The organism is Nonomuraea solani, assembly GCF_900108335.1.
Classification (GTDB): Bacteria; Actinomycetota; Actinomycetes; order Streptosporangiales; family Streptosporangiaceae; genus Nonomuraea; species Nonomuraea solani.
The window spans coordinates 569,349-593,652 of record NZ_FNVT01000004.1; the positions used below are offsets into that span (position 1 = coordinate 569,349).

General features: G+C 67.7%; 19 protein-coding genes. 9 read left to right on the forward strand and 10 right to left on the reverse strand.

Translation table 11 applies throughout. The annotated features are described in order from the left end of the window. Window positions 1-3: 3 nt before the first annotated feature. The 7 genes from gyrA to dnaA form a co-directional block, all read right to left on the reverse strand. Complete coding sequence (gene gyrA / locus C4V41_RS18335) at window positions 4-2,505, reverse strand: DNA gyrase subunit A (RefSeq protein ID WP_103957080.1); 2,502 nt, start codon at window positions 2,503-2,505, stop codon at window positions 4-6. A 15-nt stretch (window positions 2,506-2,520) separates the two neighbouring features. Beyond that, window positions 2,521-4,464: a DNA topoisomerase (ATP-hydrolyzing) subunit B gene (gyrB, locus tag C4V41_RS18340; protein WP_103957081.1), complete on the reverse strand. Its 1,944-nt coding sequence runs from the start codon at window positions 4,462-4,464 to the stop codon at window positions 2,521-2,523. Between the two features lie 347 nt (window positions 4,465-4,811). Then, window positions 4,812-5,396, reverse strand: a complete 585-nt coding sequence (locus C4V41_RS18345; protein ID WP_235030205.1) for a DUF721 domain-containing protein — start codon at window positions 5,394-5,396, stop codon at window positions 4,812-4,814. Then, a complete protein-coding gene (gene recF, locus C4V41_RS18350; protein WP_103957082.1) occupies window positions 5,386-6,630 on the reverse strand; it encodes a DNA replication/repair protein RecF in 1,245 nt (414 codons plus the stop codon). The genes C4V41_RS18345 and recF overlap by 11 nt, the downstream gene beginning before the upstream one ends. Window positions 6,631-6,723: 93 nt before the next feature. Further along, on the reverse strand, window positions 6,724-7,668 hold the full coding sequence (gnd, locus tag C4V41_RS18355) for a phosphogluconate dehydrogenase (NAD(+)-dependent, decarboxylating) (RefSeq protein ID WP_103957083.1): 945 nt from the start codon (window positions 7,666-7,668) through the stop codon (window positions 6,724-6,726). 49 nt (window positions 7,669-7,717) lie between these two features. After that, window positions 7,718-8,857, reverse strand: coding sequence for a DNA polymerase III subunit beta (dnaN, locus tag C4V41_RS18360; protein ID WP_103957084.1), 1,140 nt, complete (start codon window positions 8,855-8,857; stop codon window positions 7,718-7,720). 535 nt (window positions 8,858-9,392) lie between these two features. Further along, window positions 9,393-10,973, reverse strand: a complete 1,581-nt coding sequence (gene dnaA / locus C4V41_RS18365; protein WP_103957085.1) for a chromosomal replication initiator protein DnaA — start codon at window positions 10,971-10,973, stop codon at window positions 9,393-9,395. Between the two features lie 467 nt (window positions 10,974-11,440). Between dnaA and rpmH the strand changes: the two genes are divergently transcribed. The 9 genes from rpmH to C4V41_RS18410 all read left to right on the forward strand — a co-directional run bounded on the left by rpmH (window position 11,441) and on the right by C4V41_RS18410 (window position 17,994). Beyond that, window positions 11,441-11,578, forward strand: a complete 138-nt coding sequence (rpmH, locus tag C4V41_RS18370) for a 50S ribosomal protein L34 (protein ID WP_043614899.1) — start codon at window positions 11,441-11,443, stop codon at window positions 11,576-11,578. A 173-nt stretch (window positions 11,579-11,751) separates the two neighbouring features. Continuing rightward, window positions 11,752-12,093, forward strand: a complete 342-nt coding sequence (gene rnpA / locus C4V41_RS18375; RefSeq protein ID WP_235030206.1) for a ribonuclease P protein component — start codon at window positions 11,752-11,754, stop codon at window positions 12,091-12,093. Next, window positions 12,090-12,371 (forward strand): membrane protein insertion efficiency factor YidD, encoded by a 282-nt coding sequence (yidD, locus tag C4V41_RS18380; RefSeq protein ID WP_103957087.1) that lies wholly within the window; start codon window positions 12,090-12,092, stop codon window positions 12,369-12,371. The genes rnpA and yidD overlap by 4 nt, the downstream gene beginning before the upstream one ends. A 4-nt stretch (window positions 12,372-12,375) precedes the next feature. Then, on the forward strand, window positions 12,376-13,326 hold the full coding sequence (yidC, locus tag C4V41_RS18385; RefSeq protein WP_103957088.1) for a membrane protein insertase YidC: 951 nt from the start codon (window positions 12,376-12,378) through the stop codon (window positions 13,324-13,326). A 20-nt stretch (window positions 13,327-13,346) separates the two neighbouring features. Further along, on the forward strand, window positions 13,347-13,493 hold the full coding sequence (locus C4V41_RS18390; protein WP_407670003.1) for a hypothetical protein: 147 nt from the start codon (window positions 13,347-13,349) through the stop codon (window positions 13,491-13,493). A 20-nt stretch (window positions 13,494-13,513) separates the two neighbouring features. Further along, the gene (locus tag C4V41_RS18395) at window positions 13,514-14,002 is read left to right on the forward strand and encodes a Jag family protein (RefSeq protein ID WP_103957089.1); all 489 of its coding nucleotides are present in this window, start codon (window positions 13,514-13,516) and stop codon (window positions 14,000-14,002) included. Between the two features lie 282 nt (window positions 14,003-14,284). Continuing rightward, window positions 14,285-14,956 carry a 16S rRNA (guanine(527)-N(7))-methyltransferase RsmG gene (gene rsmG, locus C4V41_RS18400; protein WP_103957090.1) on the forward strand — a complete coding sequence of 224 codons (672 nt, stop codon included), beginning with the start codon at window positions 14,285-14,287 and terminating at the stop codon, window positions 14,954-14,956. A 137-nt stretch (window positions 14,957-15,093) separates the two neighbouring features. Then, window positions 15,094-16,029, forward strand: coding sequence for a ParA family protein (locus C4V41_RS18405; protein ID WP_200824059.1), 936 nt, complete (start codon window positions 15,094-15,096; stop codon window positions 16,027-16,029). A 1,005-nt stretch (window positions 16,030-17,034) separates the two neighbouring features. Further along, window positions 17,035-17,994 (forward strand): ParB/RepB/Spo0J family partition protein, encoded by a 960-nt coding sequence (locus C4V41_RS18410; protein ID WP_103957092.1) that lies wholly within the window; start codon window positions 17,035-17,037, stop codon window positions 17,992-17,994. 1,655 nt (window positions 17,995-19,649) lie between these two features. On the opposite strand, the gene C4V41_RS18415 is transcribed toward C4V41_RS18410, so the two are convergent. From C4V41_RS18415 to C4V41_RS18425, 3 genes are all read right to left on the reverse strand, one after another. Next, window positions 19,650-20,705, reverse strand: coding sequence for a threonine aldolase family protein (locus tag C4V41_RS18415; RefSeq protein WP_103957093.1), 1,056 nt, complete (start codon window positions 20,703-20,705; stop codon window positions 19,650-19,652). Between the two features lie 1,016 nt (window positions 20,706-21,721). Continuing rightward, entirely contained in the window at window positions 21,722-22,675 is a 954-nt protein-coding gene (locus C4V41_RS18420) for a D-alanine--D-alanine ligase family protein (RefSeq protein ID WP_103957094.1), read from the reverse strand. 273 nt (window positions 22,676-22,948) lie between these two features. Beyond that, entirely contained in the window at window positions 22,949-24,274 is a 1,326-nt protein-coding gene (locus C4V41_RS18425; RefSeq protein ID WP_407670004.1) for an aminotransferase-like domain-containing protein, read from the reverse strand. Between the last annotated feature and the right edge of the window lie 30 nt (window positions 24,275-24,304).

Here is a 24,304-nt window from a genome sequence, read left to right on the forward strand (position 1 = left end):
GAACTACTCTCCTCCCCCGTCTTCTTCGATCTCCACCGAAGTCTCCAACGACTCCGCATTCCGGGCGAGGGCCACCACACTGTCGCCTTCGGCGAGATTCATCAATCGCACTCCCATGGTCTGGCGGCCGGACTGCTTGATTTCACCGGCACTCGTCCGGATCACCCCGCCCGCGGACGTGATCGCGAAGACCTCGTCCTCTGGGTTGACCATGACGGCTCCGACCAGCTTGCCACGGGAAGATACGATTTTCGCAGTTAGCACGCCTCTACCGCCACGTCCTTGAACTGGATACTGCTCCACTGGCGTCCGCTTTGCGTACCCAGCCTTCGTGGCGATAAGCACATCTTGACCGTCGGCGATCCGATTCATGGCGAGAAGTTCGTCACCTTCGAGGAACCTCATGCCGATGACGCCGCTGGTCGCCCGCCCCATGGGACGAAGCGCCTCGTCAGAAGCGGTGAACCGGATCGACTGCGCGCCCTTGGAGACGAGCAGCAGGTCATCTTCTTCGGAGACCAGGCGGGCTCCGATGACTTCGTCGTCGTCCCGCAGGTTGATCGCGATGAGACCGCCGGACCTGGGGGAGTCGTACTCGGACAGGCGCGTCTTCTTGACCAGCCCGCTCCGGGTGGCGAGGACGAGATAGGGAGCGACTTCGTAGTCGCGTAGGTCGAGAACCTCCATGACTGTTTCGTCGGGCTGCATGGCAAGAAGGTTCGCCAAATGCATGCCTCTTGCGTCACGACCCGCGTCGGGCAGCTCGTACGCCTTCACCCGGTAGACCCGGCCCTTGTTCGTGAAGAACAGCAGCCAGTGATGCGTCGTGGTGACGAAGAAGTGGTCGACGATGTCGTCCTGCCGCAGCTGAGCACCGCGTACGCCCTTGCCACCGCGCTTCTGCGCCCGGTAGAGGTCGGTACGGGTCCGCTTGGCGTAACCACCCCGGGTGATCGTGACGACGATCTCTTCCTCGGCGATGAGGTCCTCGATCGACATGTCACCGTCGTAGGCGACGATCTCGGTCTTACGCTCGTCGCCGAACCGGCCGACGACCTCGGCCAGCTCGTCGTTGATGATCTCTCGCTGACGGGCTTCGCTGGCCAGGATCGCGTTGTACTCGGCGATCTGCGTCATCAGCGAGTCGTACTCGTCCTGGATGGCCTGCCGCTCCAGAGCGGCCAGCTTGCGCAGCTGCATGTCGAGGATGGCCTGAGCCTGCACCTCGTCGATCTCCAGCAGCGCCATGAGGCCCTGCTGGGCGTGCGAGGCCGAGTCGGAGGCCCGGATCAGCGCGATGACCTCGTCGAGCCGCTCAAGGGCCTTCAGCAGCCCGCGCAGGATGTGGGCGCGCTCCTCGGCCTTGCGCAGCAGGTAGCGCGTCCTGCGGACGATGACCTCGACCTGGTGCGCCACGTAGTGCCGGATGAACTGGTCGAGCCGCAGCGTCCGCGGCACGCCGTCCACCAGCGCCAGCATGTTGGCGCCGAAGGTGTCCTGGAGCTGGGTGTGCTTGTACAGGTTGTTGAGCACGACCTTGGCGACCGCGTCCCGCTTCAGGACGATCACCAGGCGCTGCCCGACCCGCGAGGAGCTCTCGTCGCGGACGTCGGCGATGCCGGTCAGCTTGCCCTCGCGCACCAGCTCGGCGATCTTCAGCGCCAGGTTGTCAGGATTGACCTGGTACGGCAGCTCGGTGACGACCAGCGCCTGCCGCCCCTTCTCCTCCTCGACCTCGACCACCGCGCGCATGGTGATCGAGCCGCGGCCCGTGCGGTAGGCGTCCTCGATGCCCCGCCGGCCCACGATCAGCGCCTTGGTCGGGAAGTCGGGGCCCTTGACCAGCCGCATCGAGGCTTCGAGCAGCTCCTCGTCGTCGGCCTCCGGGTTCTCCAGATACCACTTGACCGCCGAGGCGACCTCGCGCAGGTTGTGCGGCGGGATGTTGGTGGCCATGCCGACGGCGATGCCGCCGGAGCCGTTGACCAGCAACTGCGGGAAGCGCGCCGGCAGGACGTCCGGCTCCTGCGACTTGCCGTCGTAGTTGGGGCGGAAGTCGACGGTCTCCTTGTCGATGTCGCGCAGCATCTCCATGGCGATGGGCGCGAGCTTGCACTCGGTGTAGCGCATCGCCGCCGCCGGGTCGTTGCCCGGCGAGCCGAAGTTGCCCTGCCCGTCGACCAGCGGGTATCGCAGCGACCACGGCTGCGCCAGGCGGACCAGCGCGTCGTAGATCGAGGTGTCGCCGTGCGGGTGGTAGGTGCCCATCACGTCACCGACGACGCGGGCGCACTTGAAGTAGCCGCGGTCGGGGCGGTAGCCGCCGTCGTACATCGCGTAGAGCACCCGCCGGTGCACCGGCTTGAGGCCGTCGCGCACGTCCGGCAGCGCCCTGGACACGATGACGGACATCGCGTAGTCCATGTAACTGCGCTGCATCTCGGACTGGATGTCCACGGGCTCGATGCGCTCAGCCGGGGGAGGAGTGGTGTTCACGTCCGTCACAGGTGTAGATCCTTCTTAAACGTCGAGGAAGCGAACATCGCGCGCGTTGCGAATGATGAAGTCGCGACGCGCCTCGACGTCCTCGCCCATCAGCACACTGAACAGGTCGTCGGCCTGGGCCGCGTCATCGAGCGTGACCAGGCGCAGCAGCCGGGTCTCCGGGTTCATCGTGGTCTCCCAGAGCTGGCCCGCGTTCATCTCGCCCAGACCCTTGAAGCGCTGTACGTTGTCACGCGGCCGCGGGTCCGGCTTGCCGTTGGCGATGCCCTCGGCGATGACCGCGTCGCGCTCGGGGTCGGAGTAGGCGTAGGACGCGTCCTCGCCCTTGCGGTCCCACTTGATCTTGTAGAGCGGCGGGCACGACAGGTAGACGTGACCGGCCTCGATCAGCGGCCGCATGAACCTGAACAGCAACGTCAGCAGCAGCGTGTTGATGTGCTGGCCGTCGACGTCGGCGTCGGCCATGAGGATGACCTTGTGGTAGCGCAGCTTGGCGATGTCGAACTCGTCGTGCACGCCGGTGCCCAGAGCGGTGATGAGGGCCTGGACCTCGTTGTTCTTGAGAACCTTGTCGATCCGCGCCTTCTCCACGTTAAGGATCTTGCCGCGGATGGGCAGGATGGCCTGGAACCGCGAGTCGCGGCCGCCCTTGGCCGAGCCACCGGCCGAGTCGCCCTCGACGATGAACAGCTCGCACTTCTCCGGGTCGTTCCACTGGCAGTCGGCCAGCTTGCCCGGGAGCCCGCTGCCGGCCTCCAGCAGCGACTTGCGCCTGGTCAGGTCGCGGGCCTGACGGGCGGCCAGGCGGGCGCGCGAAGCCTGCAGGGACTTGTTGATGATGTCCTTGGCCTCGCCGGGGTTGCGCTCGAACCAGTCGCGCAGGTGGTCGTTGCAGGCCTTCTGCACGAACGACTTCGCCTCGGTGTTGCCGAGCTTGGTCTTGGTCTGGCCCTCGAACTGCGGGTCGGAGAGCTTGACCGAGATGATCGCGGTCAGCCCCTCGCGGACGTCCTCACCGGAGAGGTTGTCGTCCTTGCCCTCCTTGAGGAACTTCTGCTCGCGCGCATAGCGGTTGACGATCGAGGTCAGCGCCGCGCGGAAGCCCTCCTCGTGGGTGCCGCCCTCGGCCGTGTTGATCGTGTTGGCGAAGGTGTAGACCGACTCCGAGTAGGAGTTGTTCCACTGCATGGCGATCTCGACCGCGATGCCCTCGCCCTCTTCCTCGAAGGCGACGATCGACGCGTGCGCCGGCTCCTTCTTGGCGTTGAGGTGCTGGACGAAGTCGGCCAGGCCGCCCTCGTAGCAGTAGTTGACCCTGCGCGTCTCGCCGTTGATGTGGTCGGGGCGCTCGTCGGTGAGCGTGATCGTCAGGCCCTTGTTGAGGAAGGCCATCTCCTGGAAGCGGCGCGAGAGCGTCTCGAAGTTCCAGGTGGTGGTCTCGAAGACCGTCGGGTCGGGCCAGAACGTGATCGTGGTGCCGGTCTCGTCGGTGCCCTCGCCCTTGGCCAGCGGGGCCGTGGGCTTGGACATCTCGTAGCGCTGGCGCCAGTAGTAACCGTTCTGCTTGACCTCGACGTCGAGGGCGGTGGACAGCGCGTTGACGACGGCCGAGCCGACGCCGTGCAGACCACCCGAGACCGCGTAGGACTGGCTGTCGAACTTGCCACCCGCGTGCAGCGTGGTCAGGACGACCTCGACGGCGGAGCGCTTCTCCACAGGGTGGATGCCCGTGGGGATGCCGCGCCCGTTGTCGACCACGCGCACGCCGTTGTCGGCGAGCAGCGTGACGTCGATCAAGCTGGCGTAACCGGCCAGGGCCTCGTCCACCGCGTTGTCCACGATCTCCTGGACTAGGTGGTGGAGGCCGCGCTCGCCGGTGGAACCGATATACATACCCGGGCGCTTGCGAACCGCCTCAAGCCCCTCGAGTACGGTGATTGAGCTAGCGTCGTAGGACAACTGCGAAATCCTCCTGCCGCGGACACGCGGCGGGGGAGGCGATCACTTGCAATAGCTGCCCCTGCCGTGCCCGTCACCGTCGTGAGTGCCCCGATGCGCGGTCACCCAGGGGAGTCGGCTTGCTGCCGGGGTGACACGCAAGCGGACGTGTCCGGAATCCTTTTTCATTCTACCGCCTCTGGAGGCCGGAGGTGGCAATGAACGCGCCTGTGATGCCCGCTAGCTCGTTTTGCCCCCCGTCAAGCATCCCCCCTCCGGAAAGGGGGCTTATCGCGTCTCCGGCTGTCTGATCGCCCCGAACGCCCAACCGCCGCAAGGTAACCGCCGCCGTCGAGCGTCAGCCGCGGCTATCCGTAGGTGTCACCTGGCCCACGACTTCCGGTCACCCGCAAACCCCCTGCTGGACGCGGTGCGTTCTGCGGGCCCCTGACCTTGACCTTCGTCACCGTGCCGTCGCCGAGCTCCTCGTTCAGCCTGCGTACGAGGGTGCGCGCGAGCAGCCGGACCTGCGTCGCCCACGCCGTCGAGTCGGCCACCACCAGCACCTCGCCGTCGTCGAACGACTCGGGCTTGGTGTGCGCGGCCAGGTCGGGACCCACGATGTCGATCCAGCGCCCGAACACCGCGCCGACCGCCGCCGACCGCTCCCAGCCGCGGTCGGCCAGGAGATCGGCGATGGCGCGTCCGAAAAGCTGTGGATCGCTGGGGTCTCTGCGCGCGCCGCCCCCCTTGCGCCGCGGCTCACGGCGCGGCAACTGACCGCGCTTGGCGGCGTCGGCCTTGGCCTGGGCGAGCTTCTCCCTGGCCATGGCCACACCCTTGGCCGTCGCATTCTCGCCACCGGCCGGACGGGCGTTCTTCTCGCCACCGGTCTTCTCCCCACCGGCCGGACGCGCCCCTTGTGGACGCGCGTCCTTGTCGTCACCGGACACGGGTCACGCCTCCCTCCGCGACGTCGTATCTGCCGCCCGCCAATTCCCGCGGCACGTCGTCAGGCACCGCCGCGGTGATGAGCACCTGCTCGGCCGGCGCCACGATCTCGGCCAGCCGCCGCCTGCGCTGGCTGTCGAGCTCGGCGAACACGTCGTCGAGGATCAGCACGGGGTCACCGCCGTCGGCCCGCAGCAGGTCGTACGCGGCCAGCCGCAGCGCCAGCGCGAACGACCACGACTCGCCATGGCTGGCGTAACCCCGGGCGGGCAGGTCGCCGAGCCCCATGATCAGGTCGTCGCGATGCGGCCCGACGAGCGTCACGCCCCGTTCGAGCTCCGCCGGGCGGACCTCCAATAGCCGCTCTCGCAGACGTTCTTCAAGGGTTTTCCCCAAGTCTGTGGATAACGTCTGTGTATCGAAAGATCCCCGCTCACCGGGGACTTCGCCCTCCGATTCACCCTCACCCGGATCCCCACCTGTGGACAACGTGCTGCGGTAGGCCAGGGTCGCCGGAGCGCTCGACGGCGCCAGCGCGGCGTAGGCGCCGGCCACCAGCGGCCGCAGCGCCTCGATGAGTTCGAGCCGCGCCCGCAACAGCTCGGCACCGTGCCTGGCGAGGTGGGCGTCCCAGACCTCCAGAGTGCTCAGCACGTCGCCCGCGCCCGCCGAGGTGAACCCGCTGTCACTCTCCTGCCGCCGGGCGCTCCTGGAGCCTCTCCGGGCCTGCGCGGCCGTGCGCAGCAGGGCGCCGCGCTGCTTCAGCACCCGGTCGTAGTCGGCGCGGACACCGGCGAACCTGGGCGCCCTGGCCACCAGCAGCTCGTCGAGGAACCGGCGGCGCTCCGACGGGTCGCCCTTGGACAGCGACAGGTCCTCGGGGGCGAACAGCACCGTGCGCAGCAGGCCCACGACGTCGCGGGCCCTGGACACGGGGGAGCGGTTGAGCCGGGCGCGGTTGGCCCGCCCCGGGTTGATCTCCAGCTCGACCAGCGCCCGCCGGTCGTCTCTGTGGACGGCGCAGCGCACGATCGCCCGGGCGGCCCCCTGCCGCACCAGTGGCGCGTCGCCGGCCACCCGGTGGCTGGAGTGCGTCGCGACGTAACCGAGGGCCTCGACCAGGTTGGTCTTGCCCTGGCCGTTGGGCCCCACGAACGCCGTGACGCCCGGCTCCAGGCCGAGCTCCACGGAGGCGTAGGACCGGAAGTCGGTCAGCGAGAGGTGGGCGACATGCACCCCACGAAGGTTAGTGGGACGCGCGGGCCACTGGGGTCACCGGCATGCGTTCCTGTGGAAAACCCTGCCGGAGACCACAGCGCTGTGGACACCTCAGCGGTCGACCTCGCGCGGCGGTGTCACGTCCGCGCCCGGCGAGTCGGCGCCCTTCTCGGTGCTGCCCTCGACCGCGGTGATCGCGTGCCCGCCGAACTGGTTGCGCAGCGCCGCCACGACCTTCATGGCGGGGGAGTCGTCCTGCCGCGAGGCGAACCTGGCGTAGAGCGCCGCGGTGATGACCGGCAGCGGGACCGCGTGGTCCACCGCGGCCTGAACCGTCCACCGGCCCTCGCCGGAGTCCTGTGCGTAACCGCGGAGCTGGGTGAGGTGCTCGTCGTCGTCCATCGCCCGCACCATGAGGTCGAGCAGCCAGGAGCGGATCACGGTGCCGGTGCGCCAGCTCTGGAACGACCCCTTGACGTCCTTGACGACGTCGGAGGCCTCCAGCAGCTCCCAGCCCTCCGCGAACGCCTGCATCATGCCGTACTCGATGCCGTTGTGGACCATCTTCGCGAAGTGCCCGGCGCCGACGTCGCCGGCGTGCACGAAGCCGTCCTCGCCCTCGGGCTTGAGCGTCTCGAAGATCGGCATCAGCCGCTCGACGTTGGCGGCGTCGCCGCCGCACATGAGCGCGTAGCCGTTCTCCAGCCCCCACACGCCGCCGCTGACTCCGCAGTCGACGAAGCCGATGCCCTTCTCCAGGAGCTCGGCGGCGTGCTTCTGGTCATCCACATAGTGGGAGTTTCCGCCGTCAACGACGATGTCGCCCTCGTCGAGCAGCTCGCCGAGATCGTCGACGGTGGTCTGGGTGGCCTTGCCCGCGGGGACCATCACCCAGATCGCGCGTGGTTTGTTCAGGCGTTCGGCCAGCTCCTTCAAGCTGGCGACATCGCTGATCTCCGGATCGCGGTCGTAGCCGACGACCTCGTGACCGCCGCGGCGCAGCCTTTCGGCCATGTTGCCGCCCATTTTGCCCAGTCCTACCATGCCGATCTGCATGACTGTCCTCTACCCCCTCGTCAGGCTTCCATCATCCCCGATGACAGGTTCAGCCTGACAGGCGGATGGGCATGATCAGATAACGGTAGTCCGTGGTGGCCCCGTCCTTGACCGGCTTGCCTCCGGTGAGGATAGCGGGCTTCGTCGATGTGGTCATCTGCAACCGCGCGACGTCCGAGTCGATGGCGCCCAGGCCCTCCAGCAAGAACTGGTGGTTGAAGGCGATGTTCATCTCGTCGCCCTCGTAGTCGACCGGGAGCGCCTCGACGGCCTGCGCCTCGTCGCCGCTGCCCGCCTCCAGCACGACCTCGCCGCTCTTGAACGCCAGTCGCACCGGAGTGTTGCGCTCGGCGACCAGGGCCACGCGCTTGACCGCCTCGACGAACGGGCCTGTGGACAGGTCGGCGCGGGCGGAGAACTCGGTCGGCAGCAGCGAGCGGTACTTCGGGAACTCGGGATCGAGCAGCCGCGTCGTCGTGCGACGTCCGGCGCTGGAGAAGCCGATCATGCCCTCGCCGGTGCCGCCGGCGGAGCTGAGCGCGATCTCCACCTCGGCGCCGGTCGCCCCGAGGGCCTTGGCGGTGTCGGCCAGCGTCTTGCCCGGGATCATCGCGATGGCGGAGAAGTCGGGCTGGCCCGGCTGCCACTTCAGCTCGCGTACGGCCAGGCGGTAGCGGTCGGTCGCGGCGAGGGTGACCGTCTCGCCCTCGATCTCCATGCGTACGCCCGTGAGCATCGGCAGCGTGTCGTCCCGTCCGGCGGCGACGGCGACCTGGCCGACGGCGGAGGCGAACACGTCGCTGCCCACCCGGCCGGCGGCCGGCGGCATGGCCGGCAGCGACGGGTAGTCCTCCACAGGCATGGTGAGGAGGGTGAACCGCGCGCTGCCGCACGTGACGACCGCCTTGGCGCCGTCGACCACGAAGTCCACAGGCTGTGCGGGAAGCGCGCGGGTGATCTCGGCCAGCAGCTTGCCGGAGACCAGGACGACGCCCGGCTCACCGGTGTGCAGTTCGAGTGTCACCTCGGCGGAGACCTCGTAGTCGAAGCCGGAGAGCTTGAGCCGCTGCTCGCTCGTGACCTCCAGGCGCATGCCCGCGAGAACGGGCACCGACGGACGCGCCGGGAGACTGCGTGCCGTCCATGCCACCGCCTCAGCGAGGACGTCTCGCTCGATTCGGAACATCACGGTGATCAGCCTCCTGGGTTCGTCGTTGATTCAAGGATCCACTCTCCCGCACTCGCGATCCGGGAGGAGCCCAACTATGGGTCTTTGAGTTTCTTAGTAAGAGAGATAGGAGGTCATCACACTAGGGGCTGTGGAAACTGTGGACAACCAGTGTCTTGGCTGCTCAGCGGCCCTATTTTCATCCACTGCCCCTGTGGGTGACGCCTGGGGAGAACTCTCGCGCCTGGGGATGGAGATTTCTTACCCACAGGCCGTCCCCAGATCATGGTGCCTTCATCCACGGACTTCGGCGGGTTATCCACGGGGTTTCCACAGGTTATCCACGGGGTAAACGGGCCCCTTCTGGAGCCCCAGATCGACTGTTCACAGTCTGTCCACACGTTATCCACGTGTAGTCCCCAGGTTCTCCCCAGGATATCCCCAGCTCTGTCCCCAACCATTGTGGACGGATTTTTCCCGGCATTGTGGGGCGAACGGCCGCCGCGTTTTTGCGTTTTGGCTGGTCCACAGTGTTATCCACAGGCTGTGCATGACTTCAGGCCCCGCGCTGTGTCTGTTTGATCCGCATAGTTAGCTCGTTGACCTGGTTGTACATCGACCTGCGCTCGGCGATGAGCGACCGGATCTTGCGCTCGGCGTGCATCACGGTCGTGTGGTCGCGGCCGCCGAACTGCTGGCCGATCTTCGGCAGTGACAGCTCGGTCAGCTCGCGGGCGAGGTACATGGCGATCTGCCGGGCGTTGACGAGCGCCCGGCTGCGCGAGGTGCCGCACAGGTCGTCGATGCTGATGCCGAAGTATTGGGCGGTCTCGCTCATGATGGCCGCGATGGTGATCTCGGTGTCGGACTCCGAGGTGATGAGGTCCTTCAGCACCACCTCGGCGAGCTGCAGGTCCACACCCTGCCGGTTGAGGCTGGCGAACGCCGTGACCCTGATCAGCGCGCCCTCGAGCTCGCGGATGTTGGTGGAGATGCGGCTGGCGATGTATTCGAGCACCTCGGGCGGCGCGGCCAGGCCCTCCTGGATGGCCTTCTTCCGCAGGATCGCGATGCGGGTCTCCAGCTCGGGCGGCTGGACGTCGGTGATCAGGCCCCACTCGAACCGGTTGCGCAGCCGGTCCTCCAGCGTGATGAGCTGCTTGGGCGCCCGGTCGCTGGAGATGACGATCTGCTTGTTGGCGTTGTGCAGCGTATTGAAGGTGTGGAAGAACTCCTCCTGCGTCTGCTCCTTGCCCTCCAGGAACTGGATGTCGTCCACGAGCAGGATGTCGATCGCCCGGTAACGGCCGCGGAACCCGTCGGCCTTGTGGTCGCGGATGCTGTTGATGAAGTCGTTGGTGAACTCCTCGGAGCTCACGTATCTGACCCGCGCGCCGTCGTACAGGCTCTGGGCGTAATGCCCGATCGCGTGCAGCAGGTGCGTCTTCCCCAGCCCGGAGTCCCCATAAATGAAGAGCGGGTTGTACGCCTTCGCGGGGGATTCGGCCACCGCCACGGCCGCCGCGTGCGCGAACCGGTTGCTGGCGCCGATGACGAATGTCTCAAATGTGTACTTCTGGTTCAAACGCGCCGGTTCGCTGGGCTTGTTGCTCTTGGCTTCCCAGCGATTCGGGGCCGGATCCGGCGCTTTTTCCACAGGCGGTGTGTACGGCTGCGCCTGTTCAAAAGAGAAGCCGGCCTGTGGATATTCGGTGGATATCTGGGGCGGCTCAGGCTGTGGAGAATAGAACTGCGGCGGCTCAGAAGCGGGGTTGTGCTGCGGTTGCACGGGTTGTGCATAACGCAGCTGACTCTCCACACCCTGGGGATAACCCTGAGTCACAGCCTGTTGATGAGTGTCCACCATCGGCTGCTCGGGGGCCGTCGTGTCGATCATCACGGCCAGCCGCATCGTCCGGCCGAGCTCCTGCGACAGCGCGTGCGCCACCAGCGGGCGCAGTTTGCCCTCAATGAGGTCTTTGAGAAAGTCGTTGGGGACGCCGAGCACGATCGTGTCGTTCGCCAGCGCGATCGGACGCACCATCGACAGCCAGGTTCGCTGCTGTATCGGCACGTTCTCGTTGAGGAAGTTGCTCAGGGCCCTCGCCCATACCGTGCCGAGGTCGACACCTGTCATGGTGCGGCTCCCCCTCCTCCCTCTCGCGGCCCCCCGCGATCGTTTATCCACATGGCGTGGCCGCCGGAATCGATCGGCGACGCTTCGTCCACAGCGCGGCGGCCGTGCTCCTTGCCCGGGATCTCCACAGGACATCCACAGGTTGTACACAGGTTGTACACAGCGTGTGAACGGCGTTTGGGCGGGTCCGAAGCGCCGACAGTATCTGTGTGCACAGTTGTGTTCAAGGCGTTGTCCACAGACTAGTGGCACCTGAGTGCACATACTGTGGACGTGGGGCCGACGGTGGAAAAGTGGCCTGTGGATACGTGGATAACCGCTCCGGTTTGACCTGGGCGGTCCTTGGCCCGTAACGTACGACGGTCGGCTTGTCACGCGACGGCTATTTCGCGTGCCCTCGCTTCCCTGGCAGGCCATCCATGTGTGTTAGGCGCCCTCGTGCGCATCATCAAGCCTGGAGCCCACCCGTGAGCAAGCGTACTTTCCAGCCGAACAACCGTCGTCGTGCGAAGACCCACGGCTTCCGGCTGCGTATGCGCACCCGGGCCGGTCGTGCCATCCTCGCCGCTCGCCGCCGTAAGGGCCGCGAAAAGCTGTCGGCCTGATCGCCCCGTCCCACTGATGAGAAGACTGCCAAGTGGCTGGCCGCTTCGGCCTTGACCCGGCACTACAGCAGGGAGGCAGTCCAACGAGCAGAACTCTTGTCAGGCTAATCGGCCCGCCGGTGGATCACGCCGGCGGGCGATAGGCGTATAAGGTGCTGTCCCGTCAATCCCGCATGCGACGCGGGGACGAATTCGAAGCGGCGGTCCGGCGTGGCAAGCGCGCGGGCCGTCCAACCCTGGTGGTGCATTTCACTACTTCTGGGGAAGAGCCACCTCTGGTGGGTTTCGTGGTGAGTAAGGCCGTCGGTGGCGCCGTGACCCGGAACAAGGTCAAACGGCGGCTCCGACACCTCATGCGGGACCGTCTTGACCGGCTGCCGCGAGGTAGCCTGCTTGTGGTACGCGCCAATCCACCGGCCGCGTCCGCGCGATTCGAGCACCTGGCCGCCGAGCTCGATTCCGCACTGGATCGATTGCTCGGGCGGCGCGAGTCCTCGACGGGCGGACAAAGATGACGGAGCAGCCGCAAGGGGTGGTGCCGAGCCTTGCCGCTCAGGCGCTGATCCTCCCCATCCGGTTCTATCGGGCGTTCATCGGCCCGATGCTCGGTCCGCGCTGCCGGTTCTACCCGTCGTGTAGTGCATACGGACTCGAGGCGATTGCCGTACATGGAGCATTGCGCGGCACATGGCTGACTGTCCGGCGCATCGGGCGGTGCCACCCATTCCATCCCGGAGGTATAGACCCGGTGCCCCCACGCCCGGTCCGGTCCCACGAAACGCAAGGGAGATAGCTCGGTGGAGCTGTCCTGGCTGAGCTGGCTGTACCAAGCCGTAGCCCAAGTCATCATCTGGATCCATACTGCATACAGCACGGTCCTCAACCCGGACAGCGGGCTGACCTGGGCGTTGACGATCATCACGCTGACCGTGTTCATGCGGGTCCTGATTTTCCCGCTCTTCCTCAAGCAGATGCGCTCATCGCGGAAGATGCAGGAACTCGCCCCCAAGGTTCAAGAACTGCGCAAGCGTTATAAGAACGACAAGCAGCGCATGAACCAGGAGGTCATGGCGCTCTACCAGGGCGCGGGAGCCAACCCGCTCGGCGGCTGCCTTCCCGTCGTCGCGCAGTTCCCGATCTTCATCTCCATGTTCACCGTGCTGCAGAACATGGCGAACGGTCACGCCAAGTACGGCATGACCAAGGAACTGGTCGAGAGCGCCCGGAGCGCGCACATCTTCGGCGCTCCGCTGCCCGCGAACTTCTTCATGTCCTCGCAGGACATCGCCAGCTTCGACGCGGGGGTCGTACAGACCAAGGTGGTCCTCGCGATCTTCGTGGCGGTCAGCTCGCTGACCACGTTCCTCACCGTCCGGCAGAGCGTCACCCGCTCCATCGCCCAGATGCCGGACAACCCCATGGCGCAGCAGCAGAAGATCTTGATGTACATCTCTCCGCTGTTCGCCTTCTTCAGCCTGAACTTCCCGCTCGGTCTGATCCTCTACTGGGTCACCACCAACGTGTGGACGCTCGCTCAGCAGCACTGGTTCTACAGCCGGCATCCGATGCCCCAGTACGACGCCAAGGGCAACGTGATCCCGGTCGCTCCCAAGCAGGGCCTGATCGCCAAGATTCGCAAGACCCCTCCGGAGGAGGCCGCCCCGCCGCCCCCGCCGGAGCCTAAGATCATTAGGCAGCAGCCGAGCAGGCAGTCCCGCAGTAAGCGCACCGGCAGCAAGAAGTCTTGAACACGAAGGAGAGGCCGGCCATGACCGAGGCCGAGCAGGAGAAGGCTCCTGATCTCAACGCGCTCGAGCAGGAGGGCGAGATCGCTGCCGACTACGTCGAGGGGCTTCTCGACATCGCCGACATCGACGGTGACATCGACAAGCGCACCGGCAGCAAGAAGTCTTGAACACGAAGGAGAGGCCGGCCATGACCGAGGCCGAGCAGGAGAAGGCTCCTGATCTCAACGCGCTCGAGCAGGAGGGCGAGATCGCTGCCGACTACGTCGAGGGGCTTCTCGACATCGCCGACATCGACGGTGACATCGACATGGACGTCGAGGGCGACCGCGCCATGGTCTCTGTCGTGGGGCTCAAGGGCACGGAGCTGGTGGGTCCCGGGGGAGAGGTCCTGGAGGCGCTGCAGGAGCTGACCCGGCTGGCCGTGCACCGGCAGACGGGCGAGCGCTCGCGGCTGATGCTCGACGTGGCCGGCTACCGGGAGCGACGCCGGGCCGAGCTGACCAAGCTCGGCACCGAGATCGCCAACCAGGTCAAGGACCGCAACGAGCCGAAGTCGCTGCAGCCGATGACGCCGTTCGAACGCAAGATCGTCCACGACGCGGTGGCCGCCGCCGGGCTCCGCAGTGAGTCCGAGGGCGAGGAGCCGCTGCGTTACGTCGTGGTCATGCCCGCCTGAGGCGTTCGGCGCCAGCCGATCCGGCCGTCTGCCCGCCGTAGCGCGCGGTAGACGGCCGTTTTCGCTTTTTTGTGCCTGTACGTACTGAGCAAGGGATGTATGTCTCTTTGGCCGGTGTAGTGGCGGCGGAGACGGCGTGCTCGAAGGCCGCCTTAAGCCCGGCCCGCTAGTCTTCCCTTGTGATCTCACCCTTAGCCTTGGGGGAGAGCCACGCATCCGGACTCCAGACCATGCCGTTCTTTCCAGACATGGGCCAGCAAGCCCAGAAAGGGCCACCAACCAGTGAGCGATGAGCTTCCGGAGCCGCCGGACATAGCGCGGGACGTCTTCGCCGGGGAGTCCTGGGAGCGCGCCAACGCGTTCGCCGGGCTGCTGGCGGGTCCTGGTGTCGTCCGGGGGCTGCTGGGCCCGCGGGAGGTGCCGCGGATCTGGGATCGTCACCTGCTCAACTGCGCGGTGGTGGCCGAGGCGGTGCCGCCGGACGTACGCCTGGTGGACATCGGCTCCGGAGCCGGCCTGCCCGGGCTCGTGCTGGCGATCGTCCGGCCGGACATCACGGTCACGCTGCTGGAGCCGCTGCTGCGCCGTACCGTGTTCCTGGAGGAATGCGTCGAGGCGCTCAAGCTCGACAACGTCGAGGTGCTGCGCGGCCGGGCGGAGGAGTTGGCGGGCAAGCGCGAGTTCGATGTCGCCAGCGCCCGCGCGGTGGCGCCGCTCGACCGGCTTCTCACGTGGGCGATGCCGCTGCTGCGCGAGGGTGGCGAGCTGATCGCCATGAAGGGGGAGCGGGCCGCCGGCGAACTCGCGGAGGCGGAGGCCCAATTGCAGGCGAGTGGAGCCCGAACGGCCGAGCTTGTGACCGTCGGGCGCGGTAAGGTCGAGCCGCCTGCAACATTGGTTCGGGTGGTAGCGGGTCGCGCGCCGGAGCGAGCTAGGCGGCGACGAAGGAGGTGACGGTTGTGCCAGTCGCGTCAAGTGGTCTTGGCTGGCCGGACAGCCGTCGGTCTGAGAGTCCAGCCGGGGTCGGCTGGCCCGAAATGGGCGTGTCGCGACAGCGAATTCCCGGCACCGGCACACCACTGGTTGAAAGGATGGCCATCGTGACCCAGACCCCCCTGAACCCCGGTGATTCGCCGTTGGTACGAGAGGCGCTCAGCTCAGTGGTTTCACGTGAAACATCTGCAACCCCGGCCGCCGCCCAGGCCGGCGAGACCCCAGGCGACGGCGACGGCACGTGGCCGCGTCCGGCGAAATGCAGGGTGATCGCGGTGGCCAACCAGAAGGGCGGCGTGGGCAAGACGACCACGTCGGTCAACATTGCCGCCGCCCTCTCGATGCACGGCCAGCGCGTCCTCGTGGTGGACCTCGACCCGCAGGGCAACGCCTCCACCGCCTTGGCCACGGAGCATCGTGGCGATGTGCCGGATGTCTACCAGGTCCTTGTTGACGACCTCCCTATGGCGGACATCGTCAAGCAGGTGCCCGAGATGCCGAACCTCTATTGCGCTCCGGCGACCATCGACTTGGCGGGTGCGGAGATCGAGCTGGTCTCCTTGGTGGCCAGGGAGGCGCGGCTGCGGCGGGCGCTGGCGGCGTACGAGGGGGTCGAGTTCGACTACATCATCATCGACTGCCCGCCGTCGCTTGGTCTGCTGACGGTCAACGCTCTGGTGTGCGCAGACGAGGTGATGATCCCGATCCAGTGCGAGTACTACGCCCTGGAGGGCCTCGGGCAGCTCCTGCGGAACGTGGACCTGATCCGGGCCCACCTGAACCCGACGCTGCAGCTTTCGACGATCGTGCTGACGATGTACGACGGGCGTACCCGCCTGGCGTCGCAGGTGGCTGAGGAGGTGCGCTCGCACTTCGGGGAGACGGTGCTCAACACGGTCATCCCGCGCAGCGTCCGGCTGTCGGAGGCGCCCAGTTATGGGCAGTCGGTGATGACGTACGATCCGGGGTCGAGCGGGGCGATGGCGTACATGGACGCGGCCCGCGAAATCGCCCACCGCGCCGTCGTCACCTGACCCGCCTTCCCGGGACCACTCCACCACCCTTCGGAACCGATCACCAGGGCCACCCTCCGCGATCGCGTAGGGTCGTGCCCCGATCCCGAGGGGCCCTTTCGCGTACTCGGTAGAGCGGGACTGGGGACTCCGGTGGAGATCAGGCCCACGACCCCGCCAGAGCACTACTGTGGGCCGCCGCAAAGCAGTACTGTGACGGCCGCAGAGCAGGCATGTTCCGTCGGCAGCGGAAGCGCAGTGCACGGCTCCGGCAGAGCAGCGCCCGCGACCTTGGTAGAGCGAGACCAAGACTCCAGCAGCCCTGAACCGCGTGGATGAGCCTCAGCGAGACGTGTGACGGACACCTGGACACGCGCGGGGCGGGCGGGCGACCCGGGCGGGGGTCTGGCGTCCTCCTCAGCAGGGCTGGGCCTGGGCCGCCTTGCCGAGTCACTTTGTGCGCCGCATGCGCTTCGGTCTGCCCGGCCCCGCCTTCACCCCGGCCCCGCCTCCACCCCGGCCCCGCTCCCGCTTCGGCCTTGCTCCCGCTTCGGTCTGCCCTGGCCCCTCCTTCGCCTCCGGTCTTCTCTCCCCACCCCGGCCCCCGCTCCCCGGGCTCACCCAGGGCCCGGCTCTGCTCTCAGCCCCCGGCTCTCGGCTCCCACTCCCGGCTCCGCTCCCAGCCTCCGTTCCCCGCTCCCACCCTGGGCCCGGCCTGCTCTCAGCCCTCGCTGCCACTCTGGCCCAGGCTGCCACCCCGACCCCGCTTCCGCGCTCACTCCCACTCCCAGCCCTCCTCTCCCTCCCTCTTCTCCCACTCTCCGGCTCCCTCTCCAGTTGCCTTGAGGGCGCTCTCTGGGGGACGGGGACGCCCACATCCATCACTCAGTCACGAGTTGGGCAGATTTGTGACCGTGTCGGTGTAAATACAACGGGACCGTGTGTGGCGAGGGGACACCCCGTCGGGCCCACGACGGTAACCTCTCCTGGAGTGACCGGAATCGACCGGGTGGATGAGGAGACGCAGTGAGTCAGCAGCGGCGGGGATTGGGGAAGGGGCTCGGGGCGCTCATCCCGACCGGTCCCATCGTTGACGGCACGGGGGCGACCGACCCCGTGAACGGTTCAACGGGGGAGACCGGCCCCAAGCCGATTGCCGGAGCGTACTTCAAGGAGGTCGCCCTCTCGGCGATCGTCCCCAACCCGCGTCAGCCTCGTGAGATCTTCGCAGAGGAGCCCCTCGAAGAACTGGCGGCCTCCATCCGTGAGGTCGGTCTTCTGCAGCCGATCGTGGTCCGGTCGGTGGGCGGTGGCCAGTATGAGTTGATCATGGGGGAGCGGCGCTGGCGGGCGTGCCAGCGAGTGGGCTTGGATCCGGTTCCCGCGATCGTGCGCAACACTCAGGACAACGATCTCCTGCGGGACGCGCTCATCGAGAACCTTCAGCGCGAGCAGCTGAACGCCCTCGAAGAGGCGGCCGCCTACCAGCAACTCATTGACGACTTCCAGGCCACCCACGAACAACTGGCCGTCAAGGTCGGTCGCTCCCGCCCTCACATCACCAACACCCTGCGCCTGCTGAACCTCCCACCCGAAGTCCAGCGCACGGTGGCGGCCGGCGTCATCAGCGCCGGCCACGCCCGCGCCCTCCTCGGCCTCAACAGCCCTGAGGAGCAGATGAAGCTCGCCAAGCGGATCGTGGCGGAGCTCCTCTCGGTACGGGCGGTGGAGGAGATCGTCGCGATGGGCAGCGCCAAGGCCGCCCAGAAACCCACCCGCGAACGCCAGGTCGCCAAGCCGACCGCACCCGGCCTGACTCACCTCGCAGACCGCCTCTCCGATCATTTCGAAACGAAGGTCAAGGTCGACCTCGGGCGACGGAAGGGCCGGATCGTGGTGGAGTTCGCCACGATCGATGACCTCGAGCGCATCATCGGCACCATGGCCCCCGAAGCCGTCCGCGCCATGCGAGAAGCCGAAGACTGACCCTGTTTCACGTGAAACACCCTTGAACGAGGGGGCGCCCAGGAATGGGGGCGGGGCGCCCAGACGGCGGGGCACCCCTCTCCCATTCCGTCGCTGCTCTCCTTGGGCCCTCCGTTTCACGTGAAACATGCGCCCTTCCGCCTCCATCGCCCTGGGCCACGAAAGACATGCCCTCCCCTGGTACGCCGCAGCCGTCAGCACCACACGCGCCCAAACGACGCTCTCGGCCGCCACGTCACCGCTGCGACGTCACCGCCGCCACGACGCGGCTGCCACGACGCCGCAGCCGCAGCCGCAGCCGCAGCCGCAGCCGCCGACACCGCACTCACCCGCTCCGCGCCGTTGGCGCGCACCCACGGTGCGGCAGTTGCCCGAGCGGTGCCGTCAACGCAGGGTTTGCCGACGCCACGCCCCACCGCACGGTCGGCACCGATGTCACCCGACCCGCAGTGTCGGCGTCGTTCCACGGCTCCGCACCACAGTCCCCACGCCAGCGCCGTACCCGCCCCAATCGCGTCGTCGGCACCGTCTCCACGACACCGTCTCCACGGCACCGCATGGCTGGGCGTTCACCCCCGCTCCGCGCCGTTGGCGCGCACCCACGGTGCGGCAGTTGCCCGAGCGGTGCCGTCAACGCAGGGTTTGCCGACGCCACGCCCCACCGCACCGTCGGCGCGGGAGTCACCCGATCCGCAGTGTCGGCGTCGCTCCACGGCTACGCACCGCCGCACCGCAGCTGCCAGAGCCGCACCCGCCCTAATCGCGCCGTCGGCACCGTCTCCACGGCACCACATCGCCGGGCGCTCACCCCCGCTCCGCGCCACCACCACCGCACCACCACCGCAGCTGCCAGAGTCGCACCCGCCCCAACCGCGCCATCGTCGGTGGCGCCTCCATGGCACCGCCTCCACGACGCCGCCCCACGGCCGGGCGTTCACTCCCGCTTCGCGCCGTCAACCCGGACCCGTCGACGCCACGCTCGCCGCCCCGTCGGTGCCGCCCTCATGGCGCCGCAGGCACTCGCGCTGGGCGGTCAACGTCGGGCTTGCCGCACCGTCGGCGCCGCAGTCTCCAACCGTGCCGGCGGCACGGCTACCACGACGCCGCCCTCACGGCCCGGCTGTTCGCCCCGCGTTGCGCCGTCAACGCCGGGCCCGCCGACGCCGCGCCCACTACACCGGACCGTTGGCGCTGTGGTCACTCGCGCTGCTCTGTCGGGGGCGTCGTCACCCGCGCCGTCGGTGCGTACCCATGGCGCCGCAGTCACCCGCGCTGGGCGGTCACCGTCGGGCCCGCTGTGTCTTGGCCACCGCACTGCACCGTTGGCGCTGTGGTCACCTGCGCTGCGCTTTCGGCGCCGTTGTCCCTCGCGGCGGGCCGTTGACGTCGGGCCCGCTGACGCCGCGTCACCGTACCGCAGTTGCCGGGTCGCCAGCGCCGCACTCGGGGTGCCGGGAGTCATCGCGTTGCGCTGTGGGGGCCGCAGTACGGTGCCGCAAGACCGTACTGCCGTCGTCGGCATCGCGGCCGTCGGCATCAACGCGTGCGCGCTATCTGCAACGCATCCACTGAAGGCGCCGCCACCGCCGCCCTCGTTTCACGTGAAACATGGGTCGGTCGGTGGGCTGGCTTGTGTCTCTCCCTGGCTTCGCTACTCAGTTGACCGCGGCGGTGGCGAGTTTGCGGATGTCGTCTAGGAAGTCATCCACATGCTCCGGTGTCGTATCGAAGGCGGTCATCCACCGGACCGTGCCGGCCGCCTCGTCCCAGTAATGGAACAGGTAACGGCGGCGAAGTTCCTCCGCGATCGTCTGCGGAAGGGTGGCGAAGACCGCATTGGATTGGACCGGCTGCGCCAGGGAGATGCCGGAAATCCCCGCCAGCCCATCGGCTAGGCGCGCGGCCATTTGGTTGGCATGGTCGGCGTTCCGCGCCCAGAGGTCGTCTGTCAGAAGCGCGGAAAGCTGTGCTGAGATGAACCGCATCTTTGAGGCGAGCTGGAGGGACTGACGACGCAGGAAGGGCACCTCCCGCACGAGCGACGGGTCGAGAACCACAACGGCTTCAGCCGCCAGCGCGCCGTTTTTGGTTCCGCCGAAGCTGAACACATCCACTCCGGCGTCGGTGGTGATGGCCTTCAGGTCGCAGCCGAGATGGGCGGCGGCATTGGCCAGCCTGGCGCCGTCCACGTGAAGCCGTAGCCCTGCCTGATGCGCCGCGTCGGCGAGGGCGGTGATCTCGGTGGGGGAGTAGCACGTACCGAATTCTGTGGCCTGTGAGATGGAGACGACCGTCGGCTGCGATTCATGTGGATTGCCGATCCCGCCCAGTCGCGCCTCGATGTCCTCGGGACGAAGCTTCCCGTCCTCGGTCGGAACCGTCATCAACTTCACTCCCAGCAGTCGCTCCGCCGCGCCCGCTTCGTGGGTGGCGATGTGGGCGCTGTCGGCACAGATGATGGCGTCGTAGCGGCCGAGCATGAGCGCCAGACCGACCATGTTGGCGCCCGCTCCATTGATCACCGCGAACCCGTGCGCGCCCGCGCCGAACACTTCCCGGGCCTTCTCCTCGAACGCCGCCGTCCACCGGTCGTCGCCGTAGGCGGGAGCGTCCCCGTGGTTGGCGGCGGTGATCGCTTCAAGCACGGCTGGATGCACGCCTGCGTGGTTGTCGCTGGCGAAACTCTTTGGGTACATCGATTCGATCAGCACACCGCAAGGCTACTTACCACCGCGCCCGCAATCCTCCCGTCGCCGCCTCGCCGCCATACTGCATGAGCCTGGGCTCGCCCGCCGCACGCACGCCACCCGGCATCCAAGCCGCTGGCAGCAAACGCGAAATGGGGAAGGGGTAAGGAGCAGAGGGAGAGGCGCAGGCATGTAAGCCTTGTCGCACCGTGGCAAGCACGGCGTGTGTCGGCCTGTACGTCTCCGGACGAGTCCCTCGGGCGCATCCCTCAGGCCCCTCCCTCGGGTCCATCCGTCGGGTCCATCCGTCGGGCGGGCGCATTGGGTGGCCGCGTATCGGGTTGAGCACATGGGTCGGGATCATCGGGCGGCGTGCAGAGGGCAGGCCTACCGGGTTGAGTACGTCGGGTCGAGCGCATCGAGGCCCGCCGGGTGGGGCGGATCGAGTGGTTCCGTTGGCGGGAACATCGGGTTGCGTGCATCGGATCGTGCGTGCCGAAGTCGCGCCGTCCCGCGCTTCCGGACAGCGCGGGACCATGCGACGGGATGCCAGGTGCGTGGTGAGAGCCGGTGGTGTGAAGTCACAGAGGAGAAGGGCGAGCAGTCATTGTGGACGCGTCTGGCGGGTGCGTGATGCGATCTCTGTGGAGCGGCGTTCTGCCATTCTTGGCGTCGACTGCGGGCGCCGTTGCGGTGTGTTTCACAGGCGCGCGGTAAGCCTACGAGGCGCTCGCGGCCGTACTCGCGCAGCGGGCGCATCGTCACCCAGCCGCCTCATGGGTCGCGTGGTGCACGCACCCGGCCGGCCTCCTGTGTCAGCGCCGTCCCTCCGACTGCTCTCCCCGCATTACCCGTGTCGCACTCCGCCGGTCCTGTAGTTCCGCGTTGCAGCACCGTGCTGGTTGCGTCGTATGAGGCCGCCATTAGCGGTTCTGCCCCGCAGTCAGTAGCCCGCGTCCCAATCAGGGTCACGTTGCGTCCCGACAGTCGCGTGGCGCACTGCTGGTCGCGTTGAATTCCGGCTTCCGCTCTGCCGTGAGTTAGGGGGTGCGGGTGGCGGCGGTTTGGAGGAGGGTGCGGCAGAGGTCGCCCAGGTCCTTGCCGGCGGCTTCGGCGGCCATGGGCAGGAGGGAGGTCTCCGTCATTCCGGGGGCCACGTTGACCTCCAGGAAGTGGGGGACGCCGTCTGCGTCGACGATCAGGTCGGTGCGGGAGATGTCGCGTAGGCCCAGCGCGGTGTGGGCTGTTACCGCCGTTTCGGCGCAGGCCGCGGCTGCTTGTGCTGAGAGGCGGGCGGGGGCGAAGAATTCGGTGTGGCCGGCGGTGTAGCGGGCCGCGTAGTCGTAGACGCCCTCGTCGGGGACAATTTCCACGGCCGGCAGGGCTTCGGGGCCGTTGCCCAGGTCTACGACGGAGACGGCCACCTCTACGCCTTCCACGTACCGCTCGATCAGGGCGGTGTCGCCGTAGGCGAAGCAGCCGACCATGGCGGCGGGGAGTTCTTCGGCGGTGCGGACGAACGAGGCGCCCAGCGCCGAGCCGCCTCGTGCCGGCTTGACGAACAGGGGGAGGCCGAGGTGTTCGACGATGCGGCCCAGGACCACCGTGGCGCCGAGGTCGTGGAAGGTCTCCTTCGGCAGCGTGACCGACTCCGGAGTGCGGAGGCCGACCGAGCGTACGACGGCCTTGGCGGTGGGCTTGTCGAAAGCCACCCGGCAGGCGTCAGGGTCGGCGCCGACGTAAGGGACGTTGAGGAGCTCCAGGACGGAACGGATCGCGCCGTCCTCGCCCGCGCCACCATGGAGGGTGACGAAGACGGCGTCCGGCGGATCGGCGAGGATCGAGGGCACGAGGGAGGCGTCGGTGTCTCGGGCCTCCACATCGATGCCGGCCGCCCGCAGCACTTCGCTGACTCGGCGACCCGAGCGCAGAGAGACCTCTCGCTCGTAGGAGAGCCCTCCGGCCAGCACGAGCACGTGGCCCAGATCGCCCATTACAACTCCTTCGCTGATCGCACGCTGTCCAACCGTACCGGCGCTGGGGATGAAGGGTGTACGGGAGGTGGTTTCTCCGGCGATCCCATGCCAGATCCCCATGCTGGATTCCTCAGGCGGGTTCCTCATATTGGGTCGGGAGCCGGAGGGGGCTGAGGCTGCTGGCGGTAAGTGGCCCATGCTCGGTGGGGAGCCGCTTGGAGAGTGAAAGGGCCGGCGTCTTGGTCCCTGGAGTGTGGTGATCCGAGGGTGACGCCGGCCCCGATGCACGAGCTAGGCCAGGTCCGGCCCCGGAGTGTCCACGCCCTGGTGATCGCGGGCGGAGGCCGTACCGAAGGTGTCGCGCAGTTGGATTTCCTGGTCGATCACCCCGGCCAGCCGGCGCACGCCTTCGCGGATGCGGTCCGGCTCGGGATAGCAGTACGACAGCCGCATGTGCCGGGCCCCGCTCCCGTCCGAGAAGAACCCGGTCCCGGGGACGAACGCCACCCGCTCCGCAACCGCCCGCGGCAGGATCGCCTTCGAGTCGAGGCCCTCGGGGAGGGTCGCCCAGACGAAGAAGCCGCCCGCCGGGCGGGTCCACGTGACCTCCGGCGGCATGAGCGATTCGAGAGCGTCCAGGAGAGCGTCCCTGCGCTCCCGATAGAGCTCCCTGAAGGTCTTGATCTGCTCACGCCACGGCTGCGTGGTGAGGTACTGGCCCACGGCGAGCTGCGTGAACGAGGAGTGCGACAGCACGGCCGACTCCATCGCCAGCACGAGCTTGTCGCGGATGGCGTGCGGCGCCAGCGCCCAGCCGACGCGGAAGCCCGGGGCCAGGGTCTTGGAGAACGAGCCCAGGTAGACCACGCCGTCGGGGTTGTCGGCCCGCAGGGCGCGCATGGGCTCCCCGTCGAAGCCGAGCAGCCCGTACGGGTTGTCCTCGATGATGAGGATCCCGGCCCGCTGGCAGATGTCGAGCACCTGCTGCCGGCGGGCGATGTTCAGCGTGACGCCGCCGGGGTTGTGGAAGGTCGGGATCGTGTAGAGGAACTTGATGGGTGCCCCGGCCGTCTCCAGCGCGTAAATGGTCTGGGCCAGCGATTCGGGCACGATGCCCTGATCGTCCATGGCGATGTGGACCACTTTGGCCTGGTAGGCGGCGAAGGTGCCTAGCGCTCCCACGTACGAGGGGCCCTCCGCGAGCACCACGTCGCCCGGGTCGATGAAGATCCGGGTGATCAGGTCGAGAGCTTGTTGCGATCCGACGGTGACGACGACGTCGTTCGCCCCGGCGTGAATCCCCTCCAGCCGCATGACGTCGCAGATCTGCTCGCGCAGATGCGGATCACCCTGGCCGGAACCATATTGCAGCGCGACGGGGCCGCGCCTGGTGACGAGGTCGGAGACCAGCTCGCCGACCATGTCGAGGGGAAGAGCCGTGACGTACGGCATGCCGCCGGCGAGCGAGACCACCTCGGGCCTCGACGCGACGGCGAAAAGAGCTCGGATCTCGGAGGCGACCATCCCGGTAGCTCGCGCGGCGTACCGATCGACGTATGCGTCGATGCGCGACCCTTGAGTCGCGGGCGTCTGACCGTGATCCAGCTCTTCTGTCACGGCCCACCTCCTAGGTGTCATATCGGACCG